Origin of the sequence: Bacteroides sp. AF34-31BH (assembly GCF_003602795.1) — a bacterium.
Taxonomy (GTDB): domain Bacteria; phylum Bacteroidota; class Bacteroidia; order Bacteroidales; family Bacteroidaceae; genus Bacteroides; species Bacteroides uniformis.
This window is the reverse complement of sequence record NZ_QTLV01000002.1, coordinates 377,127-402,226: the sequence shown is the minus strand read 5'-3', so window position 1 is coordinate 402,226 and position 25,100 is coordinate 377,127. Positions and strand designations below refer to the sequence as shown.

Annotated in this window: 24 protein-coding genes; 7 read left to right on the top strand and 17 right to left on the bottom strand. The window is 46.4% G+C overall.

Features of this window, described 5'->3' with window-relative positions:
- The first annotated feature begins 16 nt into the window (after positions 1–16).
- Entirely contained in the window at positions 17–694 is a 678-nt protein-coding gene (trmD, locus tag DWZ67_RS05290; RefSeq protein ID WP_005837186.1) for a tRNA (guanosine(37)-N1)-methyltransferase TrmD, read from the top strand.
- A gap of 93 nt (positions 695–787) precedes the next feature.
- Here trmD and DWZ67_RS05285 read toward each other — a convergent pair whose 3' ends face one another.
- From DWZ67_RS05285 to DWZ67_RS05265, 5 genes are all read right to left on the bottom strand, one after another.
- Positions 788–1,699, bottom strand: coding sequence for a dihydroorotate dehydrogenase (locus tag DWZ67_RS05285; RefSeq protein ID WP_120138313.1), 912 nt, complete (start codon positions 1,697–1,699; stop codon positions 788–790).
- Positions 1,687–2,463, bottom strand: a complete 777-nt coding sequence (locus DWZ67_RS05280) for a dihydroorotate dehydrogenase electron transfer subunit (protein ID WP_005827777.1) — start codon at positions 2,461–2,463, stop codon at positions 1,687–1,689. Before DWZ67_RS05280 ends, DWZ67_RS05285 begins: the two co-directional genes overlap by 13 nt.
- 117 nt (positions 2,464–2,580) lie before the next feature.
- Positions 2,581–3,042 carry a helix-turn-helix domain-containing protein gene (locus tag DWZ67_RS05275; protein WP_005827779.1) on the bottom strand — a complete coding sequence of 154 codons (462 nt, stop codon included), beginning with the start codon at positions 3,040–3,042 and terminating at the stop codon, positions 2,581–2,583.
- Positions 3,043–3,950: 908 nt separating this feature from the next.
- Complete coding sequence (gene holA / locus DWZ67_RS05270; protein ID WP_005837183.1) at positions 3,951–4,970, bottom strand: DNA polymerase III subunit delta; 1,020 nt, start codon at positions 4,968–4,970, stop codon at positions 3,951–3,953.
- Between the two features lie 42 nt (positions 4,971–5,012).
- Positions 5,013–5,789, bottom strand: coding sequence for an AMP nucleosidase (locus DWZ67_RS05265; RefSeq protein ID WP_087332406.1), 777 nt, complete (start codon positions 5,787–5,789; stop codon positions 5,013–5,015).
- A gap of 64 nt (positions 5,790–5,853) precedes the next feature.
- Between DWZ67_RS05265 and DWZ67_RS05260 the strand changes: the two genes are divergently transcribed.
- The gene (locus tag DWZ67_RS05260; protein ID WP_044467574.1) at positions 5,854–6,303 is read left to right on the top strand and encodes a type I restriction enzyme HsdR N-terminal domain-containing protein; all 450 of its coding nucleotides are present in this window, start codon (positions 5,854–5,856) and stop codon (positions 6,301–6,303) included.
- A gap of 6 nt (positions 6,304–6,309) precedes the next feature.
- Here the strand turns inward: DWZ67_RS05260 and DWZ67_RS05255 are convergent, their stop codons facing one another.
- From DWZ67_RS05255 to DWZ67_RS05220, 8 genes are all read right to left on the bottom strand, one after another.
- Positions 6,310–7,218 carry a CblA family class A beta-lactamase gene (locus DWZ67_RS05255; RefSeq protein ID WP_117688989.1) on the bottom strand — a complete coding sequence of 303 codons (909 nt, stop codon included), beginning with the start codon at positions 7,216–7,218 and terminating at the stop codon, positions 6,310–6,312.
- Positions 7,219–7,355: 137 nt separating this feature from the next.
- Complete coding sequence (locus DWZ67_RS05250; protein WP_120138311.1) at positions 7,356–10,469, bottom strand: efflux RND transporter permease subunit; 3,114 nt, start codon at positions 10,467–10,469, stop codon at positions 7,356–7,358.
- Positions 10,470–10,494: 25 nt separating this feature from the next.
- Complete coding sequence (locus DWZ67_RS05245; protein WP_120138309.1) at positions 10,495–11,598, bottom strand: efflux RND transporter periplasmic adaptor subunit; 1,104 nt, start codon at positions 11,596–11,598, stop codon at positions 10,495–10,497.
- Between the two features lie 25 nt (positions 11,599–11,623).
- Positions 11,624–13,057, bottom strand: coding sequence for an efflux transporter outer membrane subunit (locus DWZ67_RS05240; RefSeq protein WP_120138307.1), 1,434 nt, complete (start codon positions 13,055–13,057; stop codon positions 11,624–11,626).
- A 93-nt stretch (positions 13,058–13,150) separates the two neighbouring features.
- Positions 13,151–13,933: a porin family protein gene (locus tag DWZ67_RS05235; RefSeq protein WP_005827800.1), complete on the bottom strand. Its 783-nt coding sequence runs from the start codon at positions 13,931–13,933 to the stop codon at positions 13,151–13,153.
- Between the two features lie 25 nt (positions 13,934–13,958).
- A complete protein-coding gene (locus DWZ67_RS05230) occupies positions 13,959–15,125 on the bottom strand; it encodes a PCMD domain-containing protein (protein ID WP_016273778.1) in 1,167 nt (388 codons plus the stop codon).
- Between the two features lie 145 nt (positions 15,126–15,270).
- On the bottom strand, positions 15,271–16,110 hold the full coding sequence (locus DWZ67_RS05225; protein ID WP_005827804.1) for a zinc ribbon domain-containing protein: 840 nt from the start codon (positions 16,108–16,110) through the stop codon (positions 15,271–15,273).
- A 5-nt stretch (positions 16,111–16,115) separates the two neighbouring features.
- On the bottom strand, positions 16,116–17,210 hold the full coding sequence (locus DWZ67_RS05220; protein ID WP_117749613.1) for a Nif3-like dinuclear metal center hexameric protein: 1,095 nt from the start codon (positions 17,208–17,210) through the stop codon (positions 16,116–16,118).
- Between the two features lie 188 nt (positions 17,211–17,398).
- On the opposite strand from DWZ67_RS05220, the gene DWZ67_RS05215 reads away from it, so the two are divergent.
- A complete protein-coding gene (locus DWZ67_RS05215) occupies positions 17,399–18,175 on the top strand; it encodes a DUF4377 domain-containing protein (RefSeq protein WP_005827810.1) in 777 nt (258 codons plus the stop codon).
- Between the two features lie 24 nt (positions 18,176–18,199).
- Complete coding sequence (locus DWZ67_RS05210) at positions 18,200–18,610, top strand: DUF4891 domain-containing protein (protein ID WP_057089414.1); 411 nt, start codon at positions 18,200–18,202, stop codon at positions 18,608–18,610.
- Positions 18,611–18,612: 2 nt separating this feature from the next.
- Here the strand turns inward: DWZ67_RS05210 and DWZ67_RS05205 are convergent, their stop codons facing one another.
- On the bottom strand, positions 18,613–19,422 hold the full coding sequence (locus DWZ67_RS05205) for an ABC transporter permease (protein ID WP_005827813.1): 810 nt from the start codon (positions 19,420–19,422) through the stop codon (positions 18,613–18,615).
- Positions 19,423–19,433: 11 nt separating this feature from the next.
- Positions 19,434–20,057, bottom strand: a complete 624-nt coding sequence (locus tag DWZ67_RS05200; protein ID WP_005827815.1) for an ATP-binding cassette domain-containing protein — start codon at positions 20,055–20,057, stop codon at positions 19,434–19,436.
- Positions 20,058–20,149: 92 nt separating this feature from the next.
- On the opposite strand from DWZ67_RS05200, the gene DWZ67_RS05195 reads away from it, so the two are divergent.
- From DWZ67_RS05195 to DWZ67_RS05185, 3 genes are all read left to right on the top strand, one after another.
- Positions 20,150–20,686 (top strand): ferredoxin domain-containing protein, encoded by a 537-nt coding sequence (locus DWZ67_RS05195; protein ID WP_009038385.1) that lies wholly within the window; start codon positions 20,150–20,152, stop codon positions 20,684–20,686.
- A 138-nt stretch (positions 20,687–20,824) separates the two neighbouring features.
- The gene (locus tag DWZ67_RS05190) at positions 20,825–21,940 is read left to right on the top strand and encodes an agmatine deiminase family protein (protein WP_005837171.1); all 1,116 of its coding nucleotides are present in this window, start codon (positions 20,825–20,827) and stop codon (positions 21,938–21,940) included.
- Between the two features lie 40 nt (positions 21,941–21,980).
- Entirely contained in the window at positions 21,981–22,868 is an 888-nt protein-coding gene (locus DWZ67_RS05185; protein WP_005827821.1) for a carbon-nitrogen hydrolase, read from the top strand.
- A gap of 26 nt (positions 22,869–22,894) precedes the next feature.
- On the opposite strand, the gene DWZ67_RS05180 is transcribed toward DWZ67_RS05185, so the two are convergent.
- A complete protein-coding gene (locus DWZ67_RS05180) occupies positions 22,895–23,275 on the bottom strand; it encodes a GtrA family protein (protein ID WP_005827823.1) in 381 nt (126 codons plus the stop codon).
- Positions 23,276–23,296: 21 nt separating this feature from the next.
- Positions 23,297–25,054 carry an aspartate--tRNA ligase gene (gene aspS, locus DWZ67_RS05175; protein ID WP_005837170.1) on the bottom strand — a complete coding sequence of 586 codons (1,758 nt, stop codon included), beginning with the start codon at positions 25,052–25,054 and terminating at the stop codon, positions 23,297–23,299.
- Positions 25,055–25,100 lie beyond the last annotated feature (46 nt).

Here is a 25,100-nt window from a genome sequence, read left to right as displayed (position 1 = left end):
GCTAAAATAAAGTTATATGCGCATTGACATTATCACAGTTTTGCCGGAGATGATTGAGGGATTCTTCAACTGTTCCATTATGAAACGTGCTCAAAATAAAGGGCTTGCAGAGATACATATCCATAATCTTCGTGATTATACGGAAGATAAGTACCGTCGTGTAGACGATTATCCGTTTGGCGGCTTTGCCGGAATGGTCATGAAGATAGAGCCGATAGAGCGGTGTATCAACGCCTTGAAGGCCGAGCGGGATTATGACGAGGTTATCTTTACGACCCCCGATGGTGAGCAGTTCAATCAGCCGATGGCAAATACTCTTTCCCTTGCCCAGAATCTCATCATTCTCTGCGGGCATTTCAAAGGGATAGATTACCGGATTCGCGAGCATCTCATCACCAAGGAAATCAGTATCGGCGACTATGTGTTGACTGGTGGAGAACTGGCGGCGGCTGTCATGGCAGATGCCATCGTCCGTATCATTCCGGGAGTGATTTCCGATGAGCAGTCTGCACTTTCAGATTCTTTTCAGGACAATCTGCTGGCCGCACCGGTCTATACACGTCCCGCTGATTACAATGGATGGAAGGTTCCGGATATTTTACTTTCCGGACATGAGGCCAAGATTAAGGAATGGGAGCTGCAACAGTCGTTGGAAAGGACCCGTAGATTGCGTCCGGATTTGTTGGGAGAGTAAGTTTACTGATGTAAATAAAAAGAAAAAGGACATTCGTCAATGAATGTCCTTTTTTATGAATATATATTGCGAATGGCGATCTCTTGTTATTCTTTATACCTCGAGTGCACCGATAATATCCTTTACAGACTGATAACCGTGTCTGTTAAGATAGTCATTTATTCCTTCTACCACTTTCACTGTAACCGCCGGATCAATGAAGTTTGCCGTACCAATCTGGATGGCAGAGGCACCTGCAAGCATGAATTCCACAGCATCTTTCCAGTTCATGATACCTCCCAAGCCTATGACGGGGATTTTTACCGCTTGGGCTACTTGCCATACCATACGTAAGGCAATGGGTTTCACGGCCGCACCGGACATGCCACCGGTTACAGTGGAGAGTATCGGACGCCTGCGTTCCGCGTCTATAGCCATTCCCAGCAGGGTATTGATGAGGGAAACACTGTCTGCACCGCCATTTTCGGCTGCGCGGGCTATTTCGGTGATGTCGGTAACGTTCGGTGAGAGCTTTACGATAAGTGTCTTTTTGTAAACTGAGCGCACGGCTTTCACCACTTCTTCTGCTCCTTTGGCGGTAACACCGAATGCCATTCCTCCTTGCTTCACATTGGGGCAAGAGATGTTCAACTCTATGGCAGGAATTTTGTCAAGTTCATTAATGATTGCGGCTGTTTCGGCATAGTCTTCGATGGCAGACCCCGAAACATTCACAATCATGTTGGTCTGAATGTCCTTGATGCGGGGATAGATGTGTTCAACAAAGTAATGTACACCCTTATTTTGCAGTCCCACAGCGTTTAACATACCCGAAGGAGTCTCTGCCATACGCGGATATGGATTGCCTTCACGTTTGTGAAGAGTAGTTCCCTTTACAATTATACCACCTATTCGCGATAGTTCGATGAAATCGGCGAATTCTTCACCATATCCGAATGTTCCGGATGCAGTCATCACCGGATTATTCATTTGTAATTCACCAATATTTACACTTAAATCTGCCATAATAGTTTGTTTATATTAAAAACCGGACCTTCTTTACATACGCACAAATGACCTTCCGTGGTATTTTCTACACAGCATAGACAAGCGCCTATGCCACACGCCATCATATTTTCCAAAGATACTTCGCAACTGATGCCTTTACTTTTGGCATACTTTGCTACTGCCATCATCATCGGTTTGGGGCCGCAAGTATATATCTGCTCAAAGCACACCTTATTTAATATGGAGTGTTGTGTTACGTATCCCTTCTCTCCGTGGCTGCCATCTTCGGTGGTGGTATACACCTCGCCATAGGCGGCAAATTGTTCCAATTGAAGCAAATCTTTGTCACTTCTGGCACCCAGCAGGAATGTTGGCTTGCAACCTTTCTTGGCGAGCTGTTCGCCTAAATATAACATAGGAGCTGTACCTACACCTCCACCTACCAATAAGAGCTTGTCTGAGGGCTTTTCAGGCATTGTGAAGCAGTTTCCCAACGGAAGCACTACATTGATTATATCGCCTGCTTTTGCTTCTCCTAATCGCTTGGTTCCGTCGCCTACAAGTTGGATTAAGAACCAGACCTCGTTCCGTTGTCTATCTACATAATTGATGGAGATGGGGCGGCGCAAAAAAGTGGTAGGTGAGCCGTCCACGCGAATCTCTGCAAATTGTCCCGGAAGCATTTCCGGAAGTGGGGATGGAGAAGTCAGCTTCAACAACACGTAGTTTGCATGCAAGCGGAGGTTCTCTGTCACTGTCAGATCTAAAATATACTTTTTCATATCTATAAAGAGGGATGTTTTTCTTTCGGGTGCAAAGATAGTGTAAACCGAGTGCAGAATAAAATGAACCCGTTTCTTTTTTATGCCGGGGCGTTAGTCTATTTCCATTCTCATTCCTTAATTTTCCGGTTTGAAAGTCTCGTAGGTATTGTCATCAAAGAAAATTCTTATTTCTGTGATTTTTCTGGGAGGTCTTTCTTTGTAGATAATCTCTTGTTTTACAATCTCTTTAGGCGATTTTAGGGCTGTCTCTAATGCAATTTCCTTGCGATTTTTAGATTCTTCCGGCCCGTTGGACAGATTTTCCGGATTCTCGGCGAATAAAGGATAGTCGAATCCATCGTTTTCGGGTGAATCCGGATTATTACTCATATTACCTTTTCCGGTAAGCAGCCACTCCAAGTTTATGTCGTTGTATCGTTGATGCAATCGGAGAATGACTTCCGTACTTGGATATTTGTTACGCGGACCCAAGATGTGAGAAATGGTGGCTTGGGCCACGCCGATACTCTCGGCAAAAGCTCCTGCTGTCAGTTTCTCCCGGTCCATAACCATTTTGAACCTGTCTTTTATACTCATGGTTTATGTGTTATTACAATTGTACATGTTATTTATTGAATTACAAAAGTAAAAAAATGATATCACAAAAGCAAATTAAAAATGTAATATTTTAAAGTTCACAAATGAAATGCTGTTATTACAATATTCATCATTACAAATGCTATAATACAAATTACGAGTAAAATAGGTGTTTATCGTAAGTTTAATAAAATAATATATTTGTCTAGTTATTAGCATATTATATAGTTATTTTTTGATGGTAAATGCTGTATTACATTTGTTTGTCGCTCATTTTATATAATATATAATTTAATAATTTGATTAATCGTCGTATGTAATTGATATATACATATTTATTGCTTATAATTATATGGGTTAACCCCTACTCTATTATTTTTGTAAACCATCAGTTTGCGATATTAAATATTACTTATTACATTTGTGTTTTCAAGTATAATATTACATATGTTATAATACACCCGTCATATAGATATTTATGTAATGTATTAAATTCACAATAGTCAATTATCCTAGTTGTGTATTACAACTATTGTACTCTTGAAAAGTGTAACAGATTTCATATATGACGATTTAAAGCTGAATTGCTCCATCTCTTCTTTTTACTAAAGGAGAAAAGATGTGACATAAATAAGAAAATAAGATGCTTTATTTATTTTCTAGTCTTCAAGACTTAAATCCTTGCTTTATTTCTGTATAATTGGTCGATTCGTTATAAAAACACGATTCTCAGAGCTTATAAATGAACGTAATTTGCTGTAAATATGATTATTATCTCCTATTTTACTGTCTATGCTAAGGACCGAAATAGAAAAAGGGGGATAAATCCCCCTAAAAATGACATAATGATATCAAATCAGTCTGTTTTATGCTTTTTCCCTTTTATGGAAAAGTATGCTGTATGGAAGTTAGTGTAGAATCTTAAAGACCAATTCCCGGAGGATATCTCCATCGCTTAGGGAGGAATTTCCTACTCCTTTGGATTTGGCATCTGCATATCGAATTTCTCCGATTATCTGCATGGTTTTTACTCCGCTGTAACGACGCATGGCACTTAGGTATTCGCGCGACTGCCAGGGAGTCTTTAATCCTATGAAACTGGCAATACCCTGCTCCGTCTTTTCGGGTGCATAATAAGCCAACATCAAGTTGGAGAAGAAGCCGAAAAGTAAAGATAAAGTCATCTGGATAGGGTTTGTTTTCGGATTTTCTTCAAAATATTTTATTATTTTATTGGCCTTTAGTATGTCTTTTTCTACAATGGCACTGCGAAGTTCAAAGTTATTATAATCCTTACTGATTCCAATGTTACGTTCTATTTGTTCGGGGGTGACGCGTGTCTGACCTTTTGGAAGAGTTATAATCAGTTTTTCCAGTTCTCCTGTAAGGCGGCTGAGGTCCGTACCTACGAAATCGGCAAGCATGGAGGTGGCTTTAGGATCCAAGTCTACACCTTTGCGCTTCATGTATGAGGTGATGAATGCCGGTAACTGGGCATCCTTCACCTTCTTGGATTCGAATAGAACTCCCACCTTCTCTATTTCGGCTGCCAGCTTCTTTCTTCTGTCCAGCACCCCATGTTTGTGGCATAGAACAAGAATAGTGGAGTTCAATGGTTTTTGCAGGTAGTATGAAAGCTCCTCCATGTTGCGGATGGCCTGCGCTTCCTTTACGACTACGACCTGGCGTTCGGACATCATCGGATAACGCTTAGCCGCATTGATGACAGTGGCTATATCCACATCTGCACCGTAGACTACGGTCAGGTTAAATTCCTTTTCGGTGTCAGTGAGAACATTGTCTACAATATAGTCGGAGATGAGGTCTATGTAATACGATTCCTCGCCCATGAGATAGTAGACGGGGCGGTATTGTTTGGCTCTCAACTCTTTTAGAATATCATCACAGGTCGTTTCTTGTTTTGCCATATAATAAAGTAAGTGTTACGAGGGGATGTCCCGTAAAGAGGATTACCAGTCGAACTTCAAGTGTTTTACGGTTTTCTTTTCATCAATAATCATGCGCAAGGATGCGATACCGATTTCAACATGTTCCTTTACATAATTTTGGGTCACCAGGTTGTCGCTTTTATCGGTTTTTACACCTTCCGGAATCATCGGTTGGTCTGAAACCAGCAGAAGGGCTCCCGTGGGAATATGATTGGCAAAACCGCAGCTGAATAGGGTTGCCGTTTCCATATCGACAGCCATAGCACGGGTTTTCTTCAGATATTCCTTGAACCCCTCGTCATGTTCCCAAATGCGGCGATTGGTGGTGTATACGGTACCGGTCCAGTAGTCACGGGCATAGTCGCGGATGGCGGAAGAAACGGCACGTTGCAGCATAAATGCCGGGAGTGACGGGACTTCGGGCGGGAAGTAGTCGTTGGAAGTACCTTCGCCACGGATGGCGGCTATGGGGAGGATGAGGTCCCCTATTCTATTTTTTTTGTCTATGCCGCCGCACTTACCCAGAAACAGACATGCTTTGGGCTTGATGGCGCTCAGCAAGTCCATGATAATGGCGGCATTAGGACTTCCCATGCCAAAGTTGATGATGGTCATTCCTTCTGCACTGGCAGATATCATGTTGGCATCTTTACCGAGAATGGGAACATTGAACTTTTCTGCGAAAATCTCTACGTACTTGTTGAAGTTGGTCAACAGAATGTACTCTCCAAAATCCTCCAGGTTACGCTTTGTGTAACGGGGCAGCCAATTGGCTACGATTTCTTCTTTTGTTTTCATAAGATTTCATTAAATTTGTGTTCCCAAAAGACGGGAACCATTATTTAACTTACAAATGTAGTAAATGTTATCGTTAAACCTACCAGCATTCGATGCTAAAATTGCCGCAAGGAACGGAAAAAATGTTATTTTCGATATAATCCGTCGTCGTTATGTCGCCTTGACCCCTGAAGAATGGGTGCGGCAGCACTTCGTCCACTTTCTTCTTGCTCACAAGGGGTATCCGCAGGCGCTTATGGCAAATGAGGTGCAGGTACAGCTGAACGGTACAAAGAAACGCTGTGATACAGTGCTCTATCGGCGCGACCTTACCGCCCGGATGATTGTGGAATACAAGGCGCCCGAAATAGAAATCACCCAAAAGGTTTTCGACCAGATTACCCGTTACAACATGGTGCTGAAAGTGGATTATCTGATTGTCAGCAACGGGCTTCAGCATTATTGTTGCCGCATAGATTACGAGCACAACAGCTATACTTTTCTGCAAGATATACCCGAGTATCAAAACTTATAGGAGGAGCTACCAATAGCCACCTTGCCTTCTCATCGCATCATATACCATGCGTGATATGCGGGCGATGATGTCTGCATTGTCCTCATCCGTCTCGTATGAGTCCATGACGAAGGCGGCAATGTAGTATTTCCGGCCGTCGGGAAGGATAACGAGGCCGGCATCATTATCTGCAGTTTTCATGCCGTCGGCATTGCGGTCGGAAGAGCCGGTCTTGTGTCCTACCACGGTTTTGGCTGGCAACATACCTTTCAGTTTGTTGGCACCGGTTTCAGTATCTATCATGGTCTGCCACAAGAAGTCTTTCAGTTCCTTGTTGGAGAACAACTCTTTTTCATCGGCCGTTCTCAGTAGTCGGGCCATAGCGGAAGGAGTACTCCAGTTGCGGTATACAGCCTCGAAGCTGGAGTGCATGTCGTCTTCTGTTTCCGAGAGGTTGAAGGAGTCGATACCCAACCGGCGGATATAGTCATTGATATGTTTGATACCTCCTGCATATTCTATCAAGATGTCGCAGGCATTGTTGTCGCTTTGGGAAATGCTGTATTGCATCAGCTCCCTAAGCGTAATCGTGAAATCCTGGTCGGGAAACTTCTTCCGCAGGGGGCTGTAGGTATTGGGCAGCATTTGGGATGCCTTTATGGAAACAATGCTGTCCAGACTGATGCTTTGCTTATCCATCTTGTCCAGTACGGCCAGTGCCACATGGAATTTGAATACACTGAGCAAGGGGAAGTGTACATGGTCGTTATACCGGAGCATGTCTCCTTTGTCTGTCCATACGGCTATACCAACGGTGGCTTTCTTGCCATTGAGCAGACTGTCAATCCGGTTTTCAAGTTCAGACATTTGCTGCGCCCGGACGACGGTAGCTATACAAGTGAATAAGGTAAGTATGGCGATGAAATATGCTTTCATAACTTCAATTTCTTTAAGAGGCAATTCGCACGCAAAGATACAACTTTTAGCAGCAAGTTGCTAAAATGAGTTATGGATTATGAGCTATAAGTGTGATAGCCTATAACCCATAATCCATAACTTGTAGCTCATCCTCCCTATTGTTTCTTACTGAACTTCTCCTGCAACTTCTGCATCAATTCGTAGAAATTAGGAATATAGACCGTGGCAAGCAAGGTATTCAGTGCCATACCGAACACTACGGCGGCTCCCAGTGCAATACGGCTTCCCGCCCCTGCTCCGGTTGCAAAAAGCAGCGGCATAACCCCGAATACGAATGCAAGCGATGTCATCAGAATAGGTCGCAGGCGGATATGTCCGGCCTGGAATGCCGCATCGCGGATTGAATTACCTTGTGCACGAAAGTCACGTGCAAACTCCACAATCAGAATACCGTTTTTGGCAGACAAGGCGACAAGCAGAATGATTCCAATTTGTGTGTAGATGCTGACCGGAGTCCCCATGACATAGCATCCCAGCATGGCACCGAGCAGTGCAACCGGAAGTCCCATTACGGCAGCTACCGGACTGGTCCAGCTTTCGTATTGTGCGGCGAGTACAAGGAAGGCAACCAGCAGTGCCATGACGAATACGACAGTCGTCGTGGTTCCCGCCTGCGTCTCCTGATAGGCTACCGAAGTCCATTCATAGCCGAACTCGTCTCCGAGATGCTCTTTGATTAGACTTTCCATTTGCCGGATACCCTCTCCCGAACTACTGCCCGGAGCCACATTGCAGGTCACGGCTGCTGTGGAGTACATGTTATATCTGTTTATCTGGTCCATGCCTAACTGCTCTTCCACCCGGGTGAAGGAAGAGAAAGGTACCATTTCTCCCGATGCATTGGGAACGCTCAATTTCAGAACATCGTCGATGACACGCTGGGCACGGTCGCCCGCCCCCAATTTCACTTGGTAGATGTGTCCGAACTGTACATAGTCGTTGACGTAGGCCTCCCCCATATAGTAACCCAAGGCGGTGAATACACTGTTCAGCGGGATACCCATCAACTGTACCTTGTCGCGGTCTATATTCAAAAAATATTGCGGTACATTGGCTTGGTACTGGCTGCTGACCGATGCCAGTGCCGGATAATTGCGGTAATGCTCCATCAAGGTCTCTACAGCACGCTGCATCTCGGTGGCGCCGAGGTTGTGGCGGTCTTCCAATTGGAGTTGCAGGCCTCCGGTAGCTCCCAGTCCGGGGATGGCAGGCGGGACCATGGCAAATATCTCTGCTTCCTGGATGCCATATACTTCCATATTGAAGCGCTGTACTACGGCTTCAGCCGTATGTTCCTTTCCCTTGCGTTCATTCCAGTTTTTCAGTACGATGAAGTAAGTGGCCGCATTGCTTTGCTCTCCTCCTCCCATCACGGAGAAGCCGGATATGCCGATGTAGTCCTTTATTTCGGGGTAAGAATCAAGAATCTCATTTATCTGCTTCCCTACGGCTTGGGTACGCTCCAGGCTCGATGCAGGGGGAAGCTGTACGACTGCGAGGAAATAGCCGTCATCTTCTTCCGGAACAAACGTGGAGGGCCATTTGACAAACAGCAGGACAGCAATCAATGTGAAAACTGTATATGACACGATGGAAGCAACAGGGCGTTGGAGCAGGTACTCCACTATCCGGTCGTAAACTCCTTGTGTCTTGTCGTACAGACGATTGAACCCCCGATACAAGGGATTCTTGGAAGGCCGGGTAGGTTGCAGCATCAAGGCACAGAGCGCCGGAGTAAGGGTCAGTGAGTTGAATCCGCTAAGTACGGTGCTGGCTGCAATGGTCAAGGCAAACTGTTTGTACAGTTGTCCTGATATGCCGCTGACGAGTGTTGTCGGGATAAATACGGCAAGTAGCACCAGCACTACTCCGACAATGGGTCCGGTAATCTCTCCCATCGCTTCGGTCACAGCCTGGCGGGAGGTGTAGCGCCCCGTGTCCAGCAGACGCGTGGAGTTCTCCACCACCACGATGGCATCATCCACCACGATGGCCACGGCAAGTATCAGTCCGAACAGCGTCAGCGTATTGATGGAGAAGCCGAACAAGGACATGACGGCCAGTGTGCCGATGAGTGATACCGGAATAGTGATGCAGGGGATGACGACCGCCCGCCAGTTCTGTAGGAACAGGAAGATGACGAGAACTACCAGCAGGGTTGTTTCAAGGAACGTCACCATCACTTCGTCTATGGAGGCATGAATGACATCCGTAGTGTCCAGGGTTACATTGTATTGTATGCCTGTAGGGAAATTCTGCGAGAGTTCCTGCATTTTTGCCTTTACTCCTTTGGAAACGTCCAGCGAGTTGCTGCCCGGTTGCTGATAGATAGCAATGGCGGCGGTGGGTTTCCCGTCCAGTTGGGATACTACGCTGTAAGAGGCCGAGCCCAGGTCGATGTGCGCCACGTCGCGCAGACGGAGTATCTTCCCTCCGGTTTCGGTACGCAGGATAATGTTGCCGAACTCTTCGGGCGAGGTAAGTCGGCCCTTTACGGTCAGGCTGTATTGATAGGCATTTTTATTGTCCGTGCCGATGGGTTGCCCTACGTTACCTGCGCTGACTTCCACATTCTGTGATTGGATGGCTTGGTATACATCGGCCGGCGAAAGATAGCGGATGCGCATGGCGGCAGGGTCGAGCCAGATACGCATGGAGTAGTCCCCTGCTCCCATCACATTGACGGCGCCTACACCGGGCACGCGTGTCAGCTGGTCCACGAGATTCAGCTTGGCATAGTTGCTGAGGTAAAGTCCGTCGTAGTCCTTGCTGTCCGATGTCATGGTGAGGAACATCACGATATTCGATGACTGCTTCTGCACCGTGACACCTTGTACCACAACGGGAGTAGGCAGTGACGACTGGGCCACGCTTACCCGGTTCTGGACTTGTACGGTAGCCATATCAATGTCCGTGCCTACGGCAAAAGTGATGGTCAGCGAGTAAGCGCCCGATGAGCTGGAGTTGGAGGACATGTAAAGCATCCCGTCCACTCCGTTGACTTGCTGCTCGATGGGGATGCCGACGGTTTGTGCCACCGTCTGCGCATTGGCTCCGGGATATACGGCACTGACCTGTACGGTGGGCGGCGTGATGTCCGGATATTGTGCGATGGGCAGGATGCCCAGTGTGACCAGTCCTGCTACGACGATGAGCAGCGCCAATACGGTAGCAAAGATAGGACGGTCTATGAAGAATTTTGAAAACATAGGCTTTGGTATTAATCAATTCATATTAGTTGTCGATGGGATGTACTTTCATTCCATCCCTTACCTTCATCAGCGCTTTGGTGACGTAACGTTCCTGGGGAGTGATGCCTGCCCTTATCTGGCGCAGGCTGTCCCCTATCAGTTGTCCGGTTTCTATATGGCGGTAGCGCACTATATTCGAATCGTTGACTACGTATATGTATTTCCCCAACTGGTCGGTACCGATGGAGGCGTCCGGCAGCAGGATGGCCTGCTGTTGCTCTCCGTAGGGCAAGGTGATGCTGACGTAGAGGCCGCTTTTCAACAGTCCTTTAGGGTTGTCGAGACGGGCGCGGATGTTCAGAGTTCCGGTGTTCAAGTCTACGTTGGGCGAAAGATAATCCAGTTGTGCGGGATAAGTGAGGAGTCCGTCTTTGCCTAGGCTGACACTCACTTGCCGGGGGATACTGTCTCCCTGCTGCATCAGCATGGAGAGCCATTGGTTGTCTGCCACGTTGAAGTAGGTGTACAGATGGTCGTCTTTGTAGATGGTTGCCAGTGTGACGGGCTGCACGCTGCCGCCTACATAGCCTCCGGCATCCACCAGGTTACGGCTTACGGTACCGTCGAAGGGGGCACGGACGGTGCAGTAGCCCAGATTGGTGCGCGCCGTGTTCAGGGCTGCTTCCGCATTGCTCACTGCAGCCTGCGAGGTTGCCACGTTGGATTGTGCTTGCAGCACTTGTATACGGCTTACAGCATCGCTTTTCACGGCTTCCTGCATACGTGTGTAGTTGTTTTGGGCGTATTCCAGGTTGGCGCGGGCAGTGTTGAGTTCTGCTTCTGCCTGCCGCACATTGTCTTGATAGACTGTCGGTTCGATGACAAAAAGTACTTGTCCCTGGCGTACCCGGCTGCCGGGAGCGTAAGCGATGGTCTGTAAGGTTCCGCTGACTCTGCCTACCAGGTCTACGGTCTTTTCAGAAGTCAGGTAGCCCGGATATTCTTTCGTCAGCGTAATGTTCTGCACTGTCGGACGGGCCACGCTTATCTCGGGAACGGGCATCGTTTGTGCCGTTTCTTTCCTTCCCCCGCATCCCGTTGCCAGCAATGGCAGGATGAGCAGGGTGATGTACATTTGATTTTTCATATACGGTTCGGTTTAGTTTATATTCTTATTTCTGATTCATTTCATATCCACCTCCCAATGCCTGGTATAAGGCTATCAGATGCAGCAAGGAGCTGCCTTGTGCCTGCACCAGCTGATTTTCGTATGTCAGGAGTGAGCGTAGTGCGTCCAGTACGTTCTGGAAGGGAGTAAGTCCTTGTTTGTACAAATCGAGGGAGAGTTTCAGAGTTTCTTCTCCCTGGTTGCATACTTCGCGCATGGCAACAATCTGTTGGATGGAGTTGCGATAGGAGTTCATGGCATTATCCGTTTCCTGCACGGCGGTAAGCACTGTCTGGTTGAACTGGTGAATGGATTCATCGAGCTGGGCACGTGCCAGACGGGTGGCATTCACCTGTTTGGTACCGCTGAATAAGGTCCAGCTGATGCTTGGAGCAATTTCAAACGTCATACTGTTCCGTTTAGTCAAGTCCTTCAAGTCATGGGAGGAATAGCCGATGGAACCTTTTAGGAACACTTGCGGCAGCCAGTCACTTTGAGATGCGCCGAGTGTTGCCGCCTGCGCGTTGACTTGGCGTTCGGCTTGCCGTATATCGGGGCGGCGGAGCAGCAGGTCGGCAGGAATACCGATGCCTATGAGTTCCATATAGTCGGGCAGTTTGCCGGGCTTCTCCAATATGGGGCGGATATGCTGGGGGTAAGTACCGAGTAAGATTGCGAGCGTCGTGATGTATTGGTTGATGCCTGCCTCCAGTTGTGGGATGGAGGCTTTGGTACTGTAATATACGGATTTGGCTTGTGAAACGTCCAGTTTGGACACCAGTCCGGTTTTGTAGCGTACTTCGGTAATGTTAAGTACGGCTGCCTGGGTATGGCAATTGTGGGTCACTACACTTAGCTCTTGCTGCAGTTCGCGGAGTCCGATGTAGGCAGAAGCTATCTGGGCACAGAGGGATACCATGACAGAGGTATATTCCTCCTTGCTTGCCATGAAGGTTTCCCGCTGTGCCTTTACCCGTTGGCGGATACTTCCGAATACGTCCAGCTCCCAACTGGCGTTGAGCGAGGCGCTGTATGCACCGGTAATGGATTGCGGAAGTGCGTTGACATTGCCGCTGCTTTGCTGCCGTGCCCATCCTCCGTCCAATGAGATGGAAGGGAAAAAGCTGCCGCGTTCTATCCGCAGATTGGATTTAGCCATATCCATACGGTCCATGGCAGAAAGTACGGAATAGTTTTGAGTGGAGGCTACCGTAATCAATGAATCCAGCATCGGGTCATCGAAGGCTTTCCACCACTTGTCGTCAATGGGTGGTATCTGTCCGCTGAACAGATTGTCATCTCCGGGAATGGCATGGGAGGCGTCCTTTCCCCAGCCTTGTGGGAGTGGTTTCTCAAGATAGCGGTTGGCTTTCTGTGCCATAGCCGCAGGACATAGGCATAATATGAGCAACGCAGTGCTCCAAACTTTTATATTCATAAATAAAGGTTTAGGTGGTTATCTTTTTATGGGATTGATAACAACCTAAACCTTTATTTGTTTATGAGTATTTACTCGGTATACCCGAGTATCTTAGAAGGCATACCCGAAACCCACATTCAAGTAGATGGGATACATGGCAAAGGTAATTGTATTGAAATCTTTCTTGAAAATATCATTCAATCCCCATGTAAGGTCGGCAAATACACTCAGATGTTTGAAGGCACGCCAGTCTACACCAGCTTGCACGCCCCAGGCAAACTTGCGCAAATCATCCGAAAAGTCGTAAGTGGCAATGGCACCGTCGGAGAAGTTGACTTTCTTTCCGGTAGGATTACCTTCACGCAGATAACCTTCATATACATATCCGGAGAATTCCTCATCCATCAGGTAGGATACATATGCACCTGCTTTGGCTCGCAATCGTGAGTTGATTTTATATGCTCCAAGTACGGGGACAGTAATGTAGGCATTGCGTACTTTGGTTTTTACTCCTCCCGTCCAGTTACCTTTCAAGCGGTTACCGTCATTTCCTATGATTTCCATGCCATAGTTCTTTACTGTCGCTTTGGTAATCATATTTTTGGTTTCCAGTCTTACCCCGGTTATTACTCCCCATTTTTTAGTTTTTCCTAACCACTTGATGGCATTTCCTTCCAGCATAAGAGCTAAAGTAGGATTGTAGGCATCGATACTCCGTATTTCTACGGGCAATGGAAGCGGGGAAGTACCACCGATGCTGACACCGGCCCTTATCTCATATTCCCATCCGTGCAGGGCAGCGTTTATAAGCGTACGATTCTGATTCTCTTGAGCGTATAGGGCGGTTTGCATGTAAACTGCCAATGCGATAAATGCTACTATTTTCTTTATCATGTTGTATTCCAATTCTACAGGGTTCTTATTCGAAAATCAGTTCCACATCATCCACTAAAAGGGTACTTCCGGGCGCACCCTCGAAAGTTGCACCGTTCTTGCTGGATGCAAAAATGATACTTAGTTTATATTTTCCTTTTGCCAGTTTGGTTTCATCTATTTCTTTTCCATATCTCTGATAGTCAAAAGGAATGTCGAAAGCTTCCCAATCATCGGTTTCGTGGGGATTGGATATTAGAGCTAAAGCTACCATACTGGGATGTTCATAGTTCTGGTTTGGCAGATTTCCATCCAATATTACTTCCGTAACTTCTCCTGCTTCGTTGTAACTTTCGCCTTCATAAAAGATTGCATAGATGTTCATCACATCTTTACGGTCGGTGTATCCACCGTTTTCATAAAAACGTTCACCGGCTTTGTACTTGTACCAACCTTTTAGACGTGAGGGCTTATAACAGAAAGGAGTGCCGAAATGTGTGGCTTTCAATGGGCTGGTGAGAGCATTCGTCATATCAAACTCACCGATAAACAAATTTCCGGCAGCTATCGGCATACCTACCATTGCTCCCAGAGAGCCGGTAAGCCGAGTTTCTAATTTGGCACACTTTCCGTTTTTACCATTGTCATATTGTGACGTAGGGTAATTTTCAGTAGCTGATGAACTGGCTGCCCAGTTGAATCCTTCATTTCCACTGGCCCATGTCAGTTCCAATCCGTCTTGTTCTTCATAGAACTCCTGATATTTGTATTTGGGGTTAATTCCATTGATAAGTCGTATGTCTTCAAAATGGAATTCATTTGGGATGTCTGATACCGATTGTTCGCGTACACCGATGGAATATACTCGCTGCCAAGCCTTGTTCTCGGAAGTTACGGTATACTTTACCCTTTTTCCGTCAGAGAAATCGTGTTCACTACCACTTTTCGGACTAATGGTAGCGCCCGGCGTCAACTCAAACAGGGGGGATAGTTTGTTTAAAGGAGTGCCCTCTTTTACTTTTACTAATATGGGGTAGGCCTGCAGATTATCATTGTAAGACGGATTTAAATTGAAACGAGCGCTTGCCAGTACATCTTCTTCAAAAGAGATGCCTGTTATATCAGCTTCAGCATTGGGTGCTTCATCTTTTATGCACGATGCCATCAATATTCCGAAAAGTGAATAGAGTATGAATAATTTGTTTAGTCTCATGCTTTTTAATTTAATTCTATTAATTTTTCAAGCAACAAAACTACTTCTTTTTTCTCTAATAGCAGGTTTTTATGAGCTTATTTAACAAAAAAACGGCAATAGGTGCTTTACTATTGCCGTTTTATATATAGAAAATGTTCTATTTTTAATTATCTGAGCCGATATGTACGATTTTTCTTTTTGCTCTTACTGGCTTTTCCTTTACAACTTCCACTTTCTGTTCGGGAGTTATACCTGCCAATTCCGGGTCAATCATGATACGGCCACAATATTCGCAAACGATAATTTTCTTGCGTGAGCGGATGTCCAATTGTCTCTGGGGCGGAATCTTGTTGAAGCAACCACCGCAAGCATCACGCTGTACGTATACAATACCCAGTCCATTGCGTGAATTCTTACGGATACGTTTGAAGGACTGAAGCAGACGGGGTTCAATCTTTGTTTCCAGTTCTTTGGCCTTGTCTCTCAGCTTCTCTTCCTCTTGCTTGGTTTCGGAGATGATTTCGTCCAGTTCGCTCTTCTTGACGTCGAGGTCTTTTTGTCTTTCTTCCAGCGCAGCAGTGCTTTCTGCCACTTCCTGAGACTTTTCTTCCTCTTGTGCTGCAAATTCCTTGATGCGCTTCTCGCAGAGTTCAATTTCCAATGTCTGGAATTCGATTTCCTTGCTCAAGAAGTCGTATTCACGGTTGTTGCGTACGTTGTCCTGCTGGTCTTTATATTTAGCTACAGAAGCCTTTGCGGTTTCAATTTCAACTTTCTTTCCTGCAATGGAGGATTTCAACTCGGCAACTTCTGCCTTGATTCTGTCTATACGGGTACTCAGACCGGCTATTTCGTCTTCCAAGTCCTGTACTTCCAGTGGAAGTTCACCTCTCAACGTCTTGATTTCATCGATTTTGGACAGCATTGTCTGCAATTGGAACAAAGCTTTCAACTTCTGTTCTACGGTCAATTCCTGAGGATCTTTTTTTGCTTCTTTAGCCATTTTACTTACATGTATTTTATGGGGTTTGTATTCACTTTGGTCATCTGGACCTCAAAATGAGGAAACAAATCCCGGATTATTGTATAAAATATTTCTTTCGTATATTGCTCACTTTCATAATGCCCTATTTCAGCCAATAATATATCGGTATCATGTCCGAAATAGTCGTGGTATTTTATCTCGCCGGTGATAAAGACATCTGCACGGTTGCGGATGGCAAGCGGCATCAGGAAAGCGCCGGCGCCGCCACACAATGCAACAGTCTGTATTTCCCGCCCGAGGAGTTTGTTATGTCTGAGACACCCCACTTCGAAGGTTTTCTTTATCCGTTTCAGGAATTCAAGTTCTGTCTCCGGTACTTCCAATTCGCCAATGACACCGGCTCCGGCTTGTGGCCATGAGTTTTGCAAGGGATAAATATCATAGACCGGTTCTTCATATGGATGTGCCGCAAGCAGTGCCTTGACAGCTTCCGCTTTTTTGTAGGCGGGTATGATTGTCTCAATACGTACTTCACGTTCGGTATGCAGCTCCCCTATCGCTCCACAGTATGGATGGGCGCCTTCCCGGGCTCGGAATGTCCCCTCGCCTTCCAGGTTATAACTGCACGAATCATAGTTGCCGATATTGCCGCATCCGGCGTCGAACAAGGCTTGCCTCACGTCTTCCGCTTGGGCGGTCGGTACGAATGTAGTAAACTTTACCAGCGCATTTTCCTTGGCTTCCAGGATACGGACATTCTTCAAACCGATTTTCTCGGCAATCTTGAAGTTCACTCCTCCCGGCGCATTATCCAGGTTAGTGTGCGCAGCATAAACAACGATGTCATTCTTGATGGCTTTCAAGATACAACGTTCCACATAATCCCTGCCCGTGATGGATTTATACCCTTTGAAAATGAGAGGGTGATGTGATATAACCACATTATATCCCAATGCAATGGCTTCATCCAGTACAGCTTCAGTAACGTCAAGACACAACAAAGCCCCTGTTGCTTCCGCATCTGTCAATCCGATTTGCAGGCCGGCATTATCAAATCCGTCTTGCAATGGCAGAGGCGCGAACCGTTCAAGGGCGCTTACTAATTCCTTAATTTTCATTGTGAACAGAAAATTTGGTTGCAAATATAGTAAAAAGCAATGGATTGAGAATGTTTTTTATTCTTTTTATAAAATATCAGTAACAAATTTGAGTAATAGACGGTTTTCTTCCAACAAAAACTCTTATCGAAAAATGTTTTATCACGAAAAAGACTATCTTTGCGAGCGATTATTATAAAACTAAATCTATGAAAACTAAAAAACTATTCGGAATTTTATCGCTCTTGATTATAATTGGTGTGACCTCTTGTAACAGTGATACTCCACAAGACAATGTAGAAAACATTAAAATGAAGGTCTCTTCCGAGATTGGCACTTACCAGCCTTGGGGAAGTGATCATTTCATTGATTGTATGTTGGTAAAGGAGGAAGGTAAAAATGAATATGAAGCGTTGGACTTTTTAGGAATTGCCGGGTTTGATTATAGCAAGGGGTATGAATACACCTTATTGGTGAAAAAAACAACTTTGCTCAACCCTCCCGCCGATGCCAGTAATATTGCATACGAACTGGTCGAGGTGTTATCAAAAGTCGGAGTAGAATATGAATATACAATAGAGGTTGATGGACCCAATCCTTTTATTCTTTCTCCTGATGGAGGAAAATATGAGATTCCTTTTGCATGCAAAAGAAAAAAATATGTAGCAGGCGAGTTTACTGAAGAAGAATATGCTCCTTTAAAAGGATTGAGATATAATATGGGGACCAATTATGGAACCTATACAAGCATTATAAAAGATGGTGATACAGTTGGATTATATAAGTTTGTAATCGAGGGTATTGAGCCTTATAATATGGAAGGAACTCCCTGGTGGTATTATGGTATTTATCCTGCTGATGCAGATTTTTTCTCTGAAACAGAGCCGGAACCTATCTACAAACAATTGTTTGAACAACCGCAAACGGAAGGTGAAGAACATTTTATATATCCGATAATATATGCTTCATCGGGTACGTTTGATTAGTTGGACACATTAATCTCCTTTATTATGAAAACATTACTTGTTTTGTTTCTTTTCCTTTTATCGTTATTGTCTTGTCAGGATACGAACCGTTCCGGTAAAGATGTATCTGAGGATATGGAGGAGCCGGTAGATACTACTCCCAAGGCTACGGCTATCTTTTGGGTAGACAAGGATAAAGATTATCAGGCTAAGAAAAAAGACGGTCCTCTTTCTCTACGCACCGTCAAGGCAAGGGTAGAGATTGATTCGCTGGGAAAAGTTAATCTGCTGGCATATACCAAGCCGCAAAGTCAACGCATCAAAAGTTACCTGCAGTATAGGCTTGAAGAATTCCGTGTAAAGAAAGTGATGTTGGACAGCGGCTTTGTGAAACCGGGCGTACAATATGTGCAGCTACGCTATCTCCCCGGAAAACTGGATGCCCACCGCCGTTGAAGTTATTTATGCTCCTTTTTTCCCTTCTTCTCTACCATCACCGGCAGTAGCTTGCCGTAGGCATCGAACGACTTGCGGGAAGCCAGAGAGATTGTAATCATCAGTGACAGCATGGAGGCGGTAAAGGTGATGACCATAATCATCATCTGATATTTGATGGCCACATTCGGGCTGCTGCCACCCAATATCTGGCCAATCATGGTTCCCGGAAAAGCAACCAGCCCCATCACGGATATATTGGCAATCAGCGGACTGAAGGATTTGATGATGGCTTGGCGGATGAAAGGTGCCTGTGCTTCCGCTTTTGTAGCACCATTGCCGAGAAGATACCGGTAAAGCTGTTGTTCCCGTTTCAGTCCACTATAATAGGTGTTGAGGGCTATGACGTTACTGGATAGCATGTTGCCCATCAGTATGCCGAAAATAGGGATGAAATACCGGGCGCTGAATACGTTTTCCACTCTCAGTACTATTCCGATAAAGTACAAGCCTACACATACTACACTGCATAAGAAACCTGCGGATATGGGCAGGAGCAGAATCTTCCTCTTCAATTGTGTTCGTGCCAATGCCGTCTGCGATGCTACAAATATCATGACAATTACCCATAGAAAGTTTATCCACGGGTTATCCCATAAAAAGAGGTAGTTCAAGTATATGCCGATGAAGAACAACTGGACAATCATGCGTGCCGTACCTATCACAGTAGCGCGCAACAGTCCGGTCTTGAACTTCCAGATGTAAAACAGCGGTATTAATAATAGCAATAATCCGATGCCCAGGCTGAGGTATGATATATCTATGGTTCCCAATAGTGTGTATGTTATTTCATGATTATATGTCGGTCACATCCGTTGGCGAATCTTTTGTCATGGGATACGGTCAGTATGGCACTTCCATTTTCTGTCTGCCTGCGGAAGAAAGAGAGTACTTTTTCCGCGGAACCGGAGTCGAGAGCGGAAGTCGGTTCATCGACAATGGTCAGTGGTTTGCCAATCATTGAGGCTACGGCTATCATCATCCGTTGGCGTTGGCCTCCGGATATTTCGTTCACCCGTTTGTAATATAACTCTTGTTCCAGACCCAAATCCTCGAAACATGCAAATAAGCGGGTTTCAGAAAAGGGTGTACCCCGGTTTGCCTTTAAACCGAAGGGCAATTGTACCATGTCCTTTACCCATTCCAGCGGCAATGCCAGTTCTTGTGGAATCCATGCAGTCTGCTTACGGACAACGTCGACGTTTCCTTTATCCAGCAGAATGCCGTTCAAGACGATGCGTCCTTCTTTTAACGGAGTAAATCCAAGTATGGCATTCAGCAGTGACGACTTTCCGCATCCCGAAGGGCCGGAGATACTGGCTATCTCTCCCCTTTCCAATTGCAGGTTGAAACCCGAGAAAAGTATATCGTTGCCGTAGGCGATACTGGCATTTTCTATTTGCAGCATGGTGTTCCTTTAATCTTTCTGTATCGCAAAGATAGTGCAAAAAAATATTTGTGCTATCTTTGACGCACTAATTAATTCAGGAAAGAAAGACTATGATACAGAATGAACGGGATTGCCGCCACGAACATGTGCTTGACGTGGCAAGGCAAATGCTGACTGCTGCGCGCACGGCACCGAAAGGAAAAGGTATTGATGTGATTGAAGCTGCGCTGGTTACGGGTGAAGACATTAAGAAGCTGTCTGAAAAGATGGTCGCTATGGTTGAAGAGCACGGTATGAAGTTCTTTCTCCGTGATGCGGACAACATTTTGCAGGCTGAATGTGTAATTATAATAGGTACGCGCGAGCAGACGCAAAGTTTGAATTGCGGACACTGCGGTTTTCCCACTTGTGCCGGTCGTCCGGAGGGAGTACCTTGTGCTTTGAATACGGTGGATGTAGGGATAGCTGTAGGTTCGGCTTGTGCCATGGCTGCCGATTTGAGGGTGGATACCCGTGTCATGTTTTCTGCCGGACTTGCCGCTCAGCGTTTGGATTGGCTGAAAGGATGCAAGACTGTCTTTGCCATTCCGGTGAGTGCATCCTCCAAGAATCCATTCTTCGACCGGAAACCGAAGGAAGATAAGTGATAATTGACGAGTAGAGGTTTACAATCATAGAGTAGAGGTTTAGAAGTCTGAAGTAGAGGTTTGGCAATTCTAAACCTAAGGTTTATTCTCCCTCTCTCTGCTAACTTAAAAAGTAACGAATTAGAAAAGATAAATAATATGGGATATTTTGTAGGACTGCCGCTGGGTGGTGCCGCAGAGAAGGACTGTCAGGTGCGTTTTGGCAAGAATATGACTTTTCAGGTAGAGACACGTGCTCCCCACTTGCCTGCCGAATGGGCTTTGCAAAGCGGCATACAGCTTACATGGCCTCATGCGGGTACAGACTGGACCTATATGTTGGACGAAGTGCAGGAATGTTTTGTAGCCATTGCCCACGAAATAGCCGCCCGGGAGACATTGCTGATTGTAACCCCAGAACCGGATGAGGTGAAGAAACAGATTCTCGGTAGGGTGAATATGGAAAATGTCCGTTTCCTGAAGTGTGAGACGAATGATACTTGGGCACGCGACCATGGAGCCATCACCCTACTGGATGCTGACGGTGTATCTCTGCTCGACTTTAAGTTCAACGGGTGGGGATTGAAGTTTGCATCCGATAAGGATAATTTGATTACGCGTCGTGCGGTGGAGTCGGAAGTGATGAAAGGAAAGTATGTAAATCGCTTGGGGTTTGTCCTTGAAGGCGGTTCCATCGAAAGTGACGGCATGGGTACGTTGCTCACCACCTCCGAATGCCTGCTTTCGCCTAACCGGAACGGACAGATGAACCGGGTGGAAATTGAGGAATATCTTCGTTCCGTTTTTCACCTGCAACGTGTTCTTTGGCTGGACCACGGTTATTTGGCAGGTGACGATACGGACAGTCATATAGACACGCTGGCCCGTTTCTGCCCTGCCGACACGATAGCCTATGTACAATGCAAGGATGCGGATGATGAGCATTACGAAGAACTGCATCGCATGGAGGAGCAACTGAAGACTTTCCGTACGTTGAAGGGGGAACCTTACCGTTTGCTGGCTTTGCCCATGGCCGATAAGATAGAAGAGGAAGGGGAACGGCTTCCTGCCACTTACGCTAATTTCTTGATTCTGAATGATGCAGTGCTTTACCCCACCTATCGCCAGCCGGAGAATGATGCCCGCGCGGGGGAAGTGTTGCGGGAGGCTTTTCCCGGTTATGAAATTATCGGGATAGATTGCCGTGCTTTGATTAAGCAACACGGCTCTTTGCATTGTGTTACCATGCAATATCCCGTAGGGGTGTTGAAGTAATGTCGATTATACATAGTAAAACAATAAACCATAGAATAAGATGACAAGAAAAATAAAAGTAGGTATTATCCAGCAGGCCAATACCAAGGACCTCAGGACTAATTTAATGAATTTGGCCAAAAGTATAGAGGCATGTGCGGCGCATGGGGCTCAATTGGTTGTTTTGCAGGAGCTGCATAACTCTCTGTATTTCTGTCAGACGGAAAACACGCAGTTGTTCGACTTGGCAGAACCGATTCCCGGTCCTTCTACGGGATTCTATTCAGAGTTGGCTGCTGCCAACGATATTGTGCTGGTCACTTCTCTGTTCGAGAAACGCGCTCCCGGATTGTATCATAACACAGCGGTTGTTTTTGAACGTGACGGCAGCATTGCCGGGAAATACCGGAAGATGCATATTCCTGATGACCCCGCCTATTATGAGAAATTCTATTTTACTCCCGGTGATATAGGCTTCGAACCTATTCAGACATCTTTGGGCAAATTGGGAGTTTTGGTGTGCTGGGACCAATGGTATCCGGAAGCAGCACGTCTGATGGCGCTGAAGGGAGCTGAAATACTGATATATCCTACGGCTATCGGTTGGGAAAGCAGTGATACGGATGATGAAAAGGCGCGTCAGCTCAATGCTTGGATTATCTCCCAGCGTGGACATGCTGTGGCCAACGGCTTGCCGGTTGTTTCAGTGAACCGTGTGGGACATGAGCCGGATCCTTCCATGCAGACCAATGGTATCTTGTTTTGGGGAAATAGTTTTGTGGCCGGACCGCAAGGCGAGTTCCTGGCCCAAGCAGGAAACGAACGGCCGGAAAATATCGTTGTAGAGGTGGACTTGGAACGTTCGGAAAATGTACGCCGTTGGTGGCCTTTCCTGCGCGACCGCAGAATTGATGCCTATGCCGGATTGACAAAACGATTTCTTGACTGATAACGACGGGGATCTCTGGGGGAGAACTAACGGAATGTCACCCGTTTGTTCATCAGGAAATTGACACTTCCGTAGATGAATAATCCCAGGAACTGGGCAAGGTATTCGTTGCAGTCCAGTCCCTCCACCAGCCCTATGAGGAAAAGGAATTGCGCTCCGTAAGCCATTCCGAAAGCTATAGAAAAGAGCAGCACTTGTCGCCAAGTGTTGCTCTTTTTTTCTGTAGGGAATATCCAATACTTGCACCAGATGAAGTTGTGTATCTGTGCAAGTATATATGCGGTTACATTGGAGAGCATATAGTTGATGTCCAGTTCGTCCATCATTACCCAAACGGTAACAGCCATAATCAAGGCATTCAGCGTGCCGATTACCGCAAAACGAAAAATGCGTGCAGACTCTTTCACTCTCCTACTCCGTACCTGCTTTTACTCTTTCACTTCAACAATCAGATTCAGTTCATCCAGCTGCTTCTGGTCAATAGCCGAAGGTGCATCCAGCATTACATCGCGTCCACTGTTGTTCTTGGGGAATGCAATGCAGTCGCGGATACTGTCGAGACCTGCGAAGATGCTGACCCAACGGTCCAGACCGTATGCCAGACCACCGTGAGGAGGTGCACCGTATTTGAAGGCATTCATCAGGAAGCCGAACTGCTCCTGAGCCTTCTCGGGAGTGAATCCGAGAATCTCGAACATTTTGGCCTGCAACTGTGCATCGTGGATACGGATGGAACCTCCACCCACTTCAATACCGTTGCACACCATGTCGTATGCATCTGCACGGACAGCTGCCGGGTCTGTATCCAGCAAAGGAATATCTTCGTCTTTCGGATGGGTGAACGGGTGGTGCATAGCCATCAGGCGGCCTTCTTCATCGCTCCACTCAAACATCGGGAAGTCAACCACCCAAAGGCAGACGAACTTGTTCTTGTCGCGCAATCCCAGTTGGTTACCCATTTCAAGGCGCAACTCGTTCAGTTGCTTGCGGGTCTTCATGGCGTCGTCACCGCTCAGAATCAGAATCAGGTCACCCGGCTTGGCGTTGAAAGCAGCCTTCATTTCCTGCAATACTTCCTGCGCATAGAACTTGTCGACACTTGATTTTACGTTGCCGTCTGCCTCTACGCGCGCGTATACCATACCTTTGGCACCGATTTGCGGTCTTTTCACGAATTCGGTCAGTGCATCCAGCTGTTTGCGTGTATAGTGTGCGGCGCCTTCTGCGCAGATACCGCCGATGTAGGCGGCATTGTCGAATACCGGGAATCCGTGTCCCTTCATGATGTCCATCAGTTCCACGAACTTCATGCCGAAACGGAGGTCGGGCTTGTCGCTGCCGTAATATTTCATGGCGTCTGCCCATGGCATGCGCATGAACGGCTCGTTCATCTCTACGCCACGGATTTCCTTGAACAGATATTTGGCCATGCCTTCGAAGAGGTTGATGACGTCATCCTGCTCCACAAAAGACATTTCGCAGTCAATCTGTGTGAATTCCGGCTGGCGGTCGGCACGCAGGTCTTCGTCACGGAAGCATTTGGCTATCTGGAAGTAACGGTCGAAACCGGAAACCATCAACAACTGTTTCAGTGTCTGCGGGCTTTGAGGCAAGGCATAGAATTGTCCCGGGTTCATGCGTGATGGAACGACGAAATCGCGTGCACCTTCGGGCGTGGAGCCTACCAGAATCGGAGTTTCCACTTCGATGAATCCCTGGCTGTCCAGGTATTTGCGTACTTCAATTGTCATTTTATGGCGAAGCTCTAGATTGCTGCGTACATTGGCACGGCGCAGGTCTAGATAACGGTACTTCATGCGGATATCGTCGCCACCGTCCGTATTTTCCTCGATGGTGAAGGGAGGGGTCAGCGATGAGTTCAGAACATCCAGTTCCGATACGATGATTTCAATGTCTCCCGTCGGGATATGCTGGTTTTTACTGAAACGTTCGTTTACGGTACCCTTAACCTGGATTACGAATTCACGGCCCAAGCGGTTGGCACGCTCGCAAAGTTCGGCATTCACCTCTTCGTTGAACACTAATTGGGTAATTCCGTAACGGTCGCGGAGATCAATGAATGTCATGCCTCCCATCTTACGGCTGCGCTGTACCCAACCAGCCAGCGTTACTTGCTTGTTAACATCGGAGATACGGAGTTCTCCGCAGGTGTGTGATCTATACATCTTTTTATTTACTGTTTGACGATTTACTTATTTACTATTTTGAACA

Coding starts and splice junctions, on each gene's coding strand:
- DWZ67_RS05200 (WP_005827815.1), bottom strand. CDS start 20,057: ATGCTGCAAATAGAAAATGCCAGTATCGCCTACGGCAACGATATACTT.
- DWZ67_RS05285 (WP_120138313.1), bottom strand. CDS start 1,699: ATGGCAGATTTAAGTGTAAATATTGGTGAATTACAAATGAATAATCCG.
- DWZ67_RS05225 (WP_005827804.1), bottom strand. CDS start 16,110: ATGGCTAAAGAAGCAAAAAAAGATCCTCAGGAATTGACCGTAGAACAG.
- DWZ67_RS05210 (WP_057089414.1), top strand. CDS start 18,200: ATGAAAACATTACTTGTTTTGTTTCTTTTCCTTTTATCGTTATTGTCT.
- DWZ67_RS05195 (WP_009038385.1), top strand. CDS start 20,150: ATGATACAGAATGAACGGGATTGCCGCCACGAACATGTGCTTGACGTG.
- aspS (WP_005837170.1), bottom strand. CDS start 25,054: ATGTATAGATCACACACCTGCGGAGAACTCCGTATCTCCGATGTTAAC.
- DWZ67_RS05235 (WP_005827800.1), bottom strand. CDS start 13,933: ATGATAAAGAAAATAGTAGCATTTATCGCATTGGCAGTTTACATGCAA.
- DWZ67_RS05240 (WP_120138307.1), bottom strand. CDS start 13,057: ATGAATATAAAAGTTTGGAGCACTGCGTTGCTCATATTATGCCTATGT.
- DWZ67_RS05265 (WP_087332406.1), bottom strand. CDS start 5,789: ATGAAAACAAAAGAAGAAATCGTAGCCAATTGGCTGCCCCGTTACACA.
- DWZ67_RS05250 (WP_120138311.1), bottom strand. CDS start 10,469: ATGTTTTCAAAATTCTTCATAGACCGTCCTATCTTTGCTACCGTATTG.
- DWZ67_RS05260 (WP_044467574.1), top strand. CDS start 5,854: ATGTTATCGTTAAACCTACCAGCATTCGATGCTAAAATTGCCGCAAGG.
- holA (WP_005837183.1), bottom strand. CDS start 4,970: ATGGCAAAACAAGAAACGACCTGTGATGATATTCTAAAAGAGTTGAGA.
- DWZ67_RS05190 (WP_005837171.1), top strand. CDS start 20,825: ATGGGATATTTTGTAGGACTGCCGCTGGGTGGTGCCGCAGAGAAGGAC.
- DWZ67_RS05275 (WP_005827779.1), bottom strand. CDS start 3,042: ATGAGTATAAAAGACAGGTTCAAAATGGTTATGGACCGGGAGAAACTG.
- DWZ67_RS05215 (WP_005827810.1), top strand. CDS start 17,399: ATGAAAACTAAAAAACTATTCGGAATTTTATCGCTCTTGATTATAATT.
- DWZ67_RS05230 (WP_016273778.1), bottom strand. CDS start 15,125: ATGAGACTAAACAAATTATTCATACTCTATTCACTTTTCGGAATATTG.
- DWZ67_RS05185 (WP_005827821.1), top strand. CDS start 21,981: ATGACAAGAAAAATAAAAGTAGGTATTATCCAGCAGGCCAATACCAAG.
- DWZ67_RS05245 (WP_120138309.1), bottom strand. CDS start 11,598: ATGAAAAATCAAATGTACATCACCCTGCTCATCCTGCCATTGCTGGCA.
- trmD (WP_005837186.1), top strand. CDS start 17: ATGCGCATTGACATTATCACAGTTTTGCCGGAGATGATTGAGGGATTC.
- DWZ67_RS05280 (WP_005827777.1), bottom strand. CDS start 2,463: ATGAAAAAGTATATTTTAGATCTGACAGTGACAGAGAACCTCCGCTTG.
- DWZ67_RS05255 (WP_117688989.1), bottom strand. CDS start 7,218: ATGAAAGCATATTTCATCGCCATACTTACCTTATTCACTTGTATAGCT.
- DWZ67_RS05220 (WP_117749613.1), bottom strand. CDS start 17,210: ATGAAAATTAAGGAATTAGTAAGCGCCCTTGAACGGTTCGCGCCTCTG.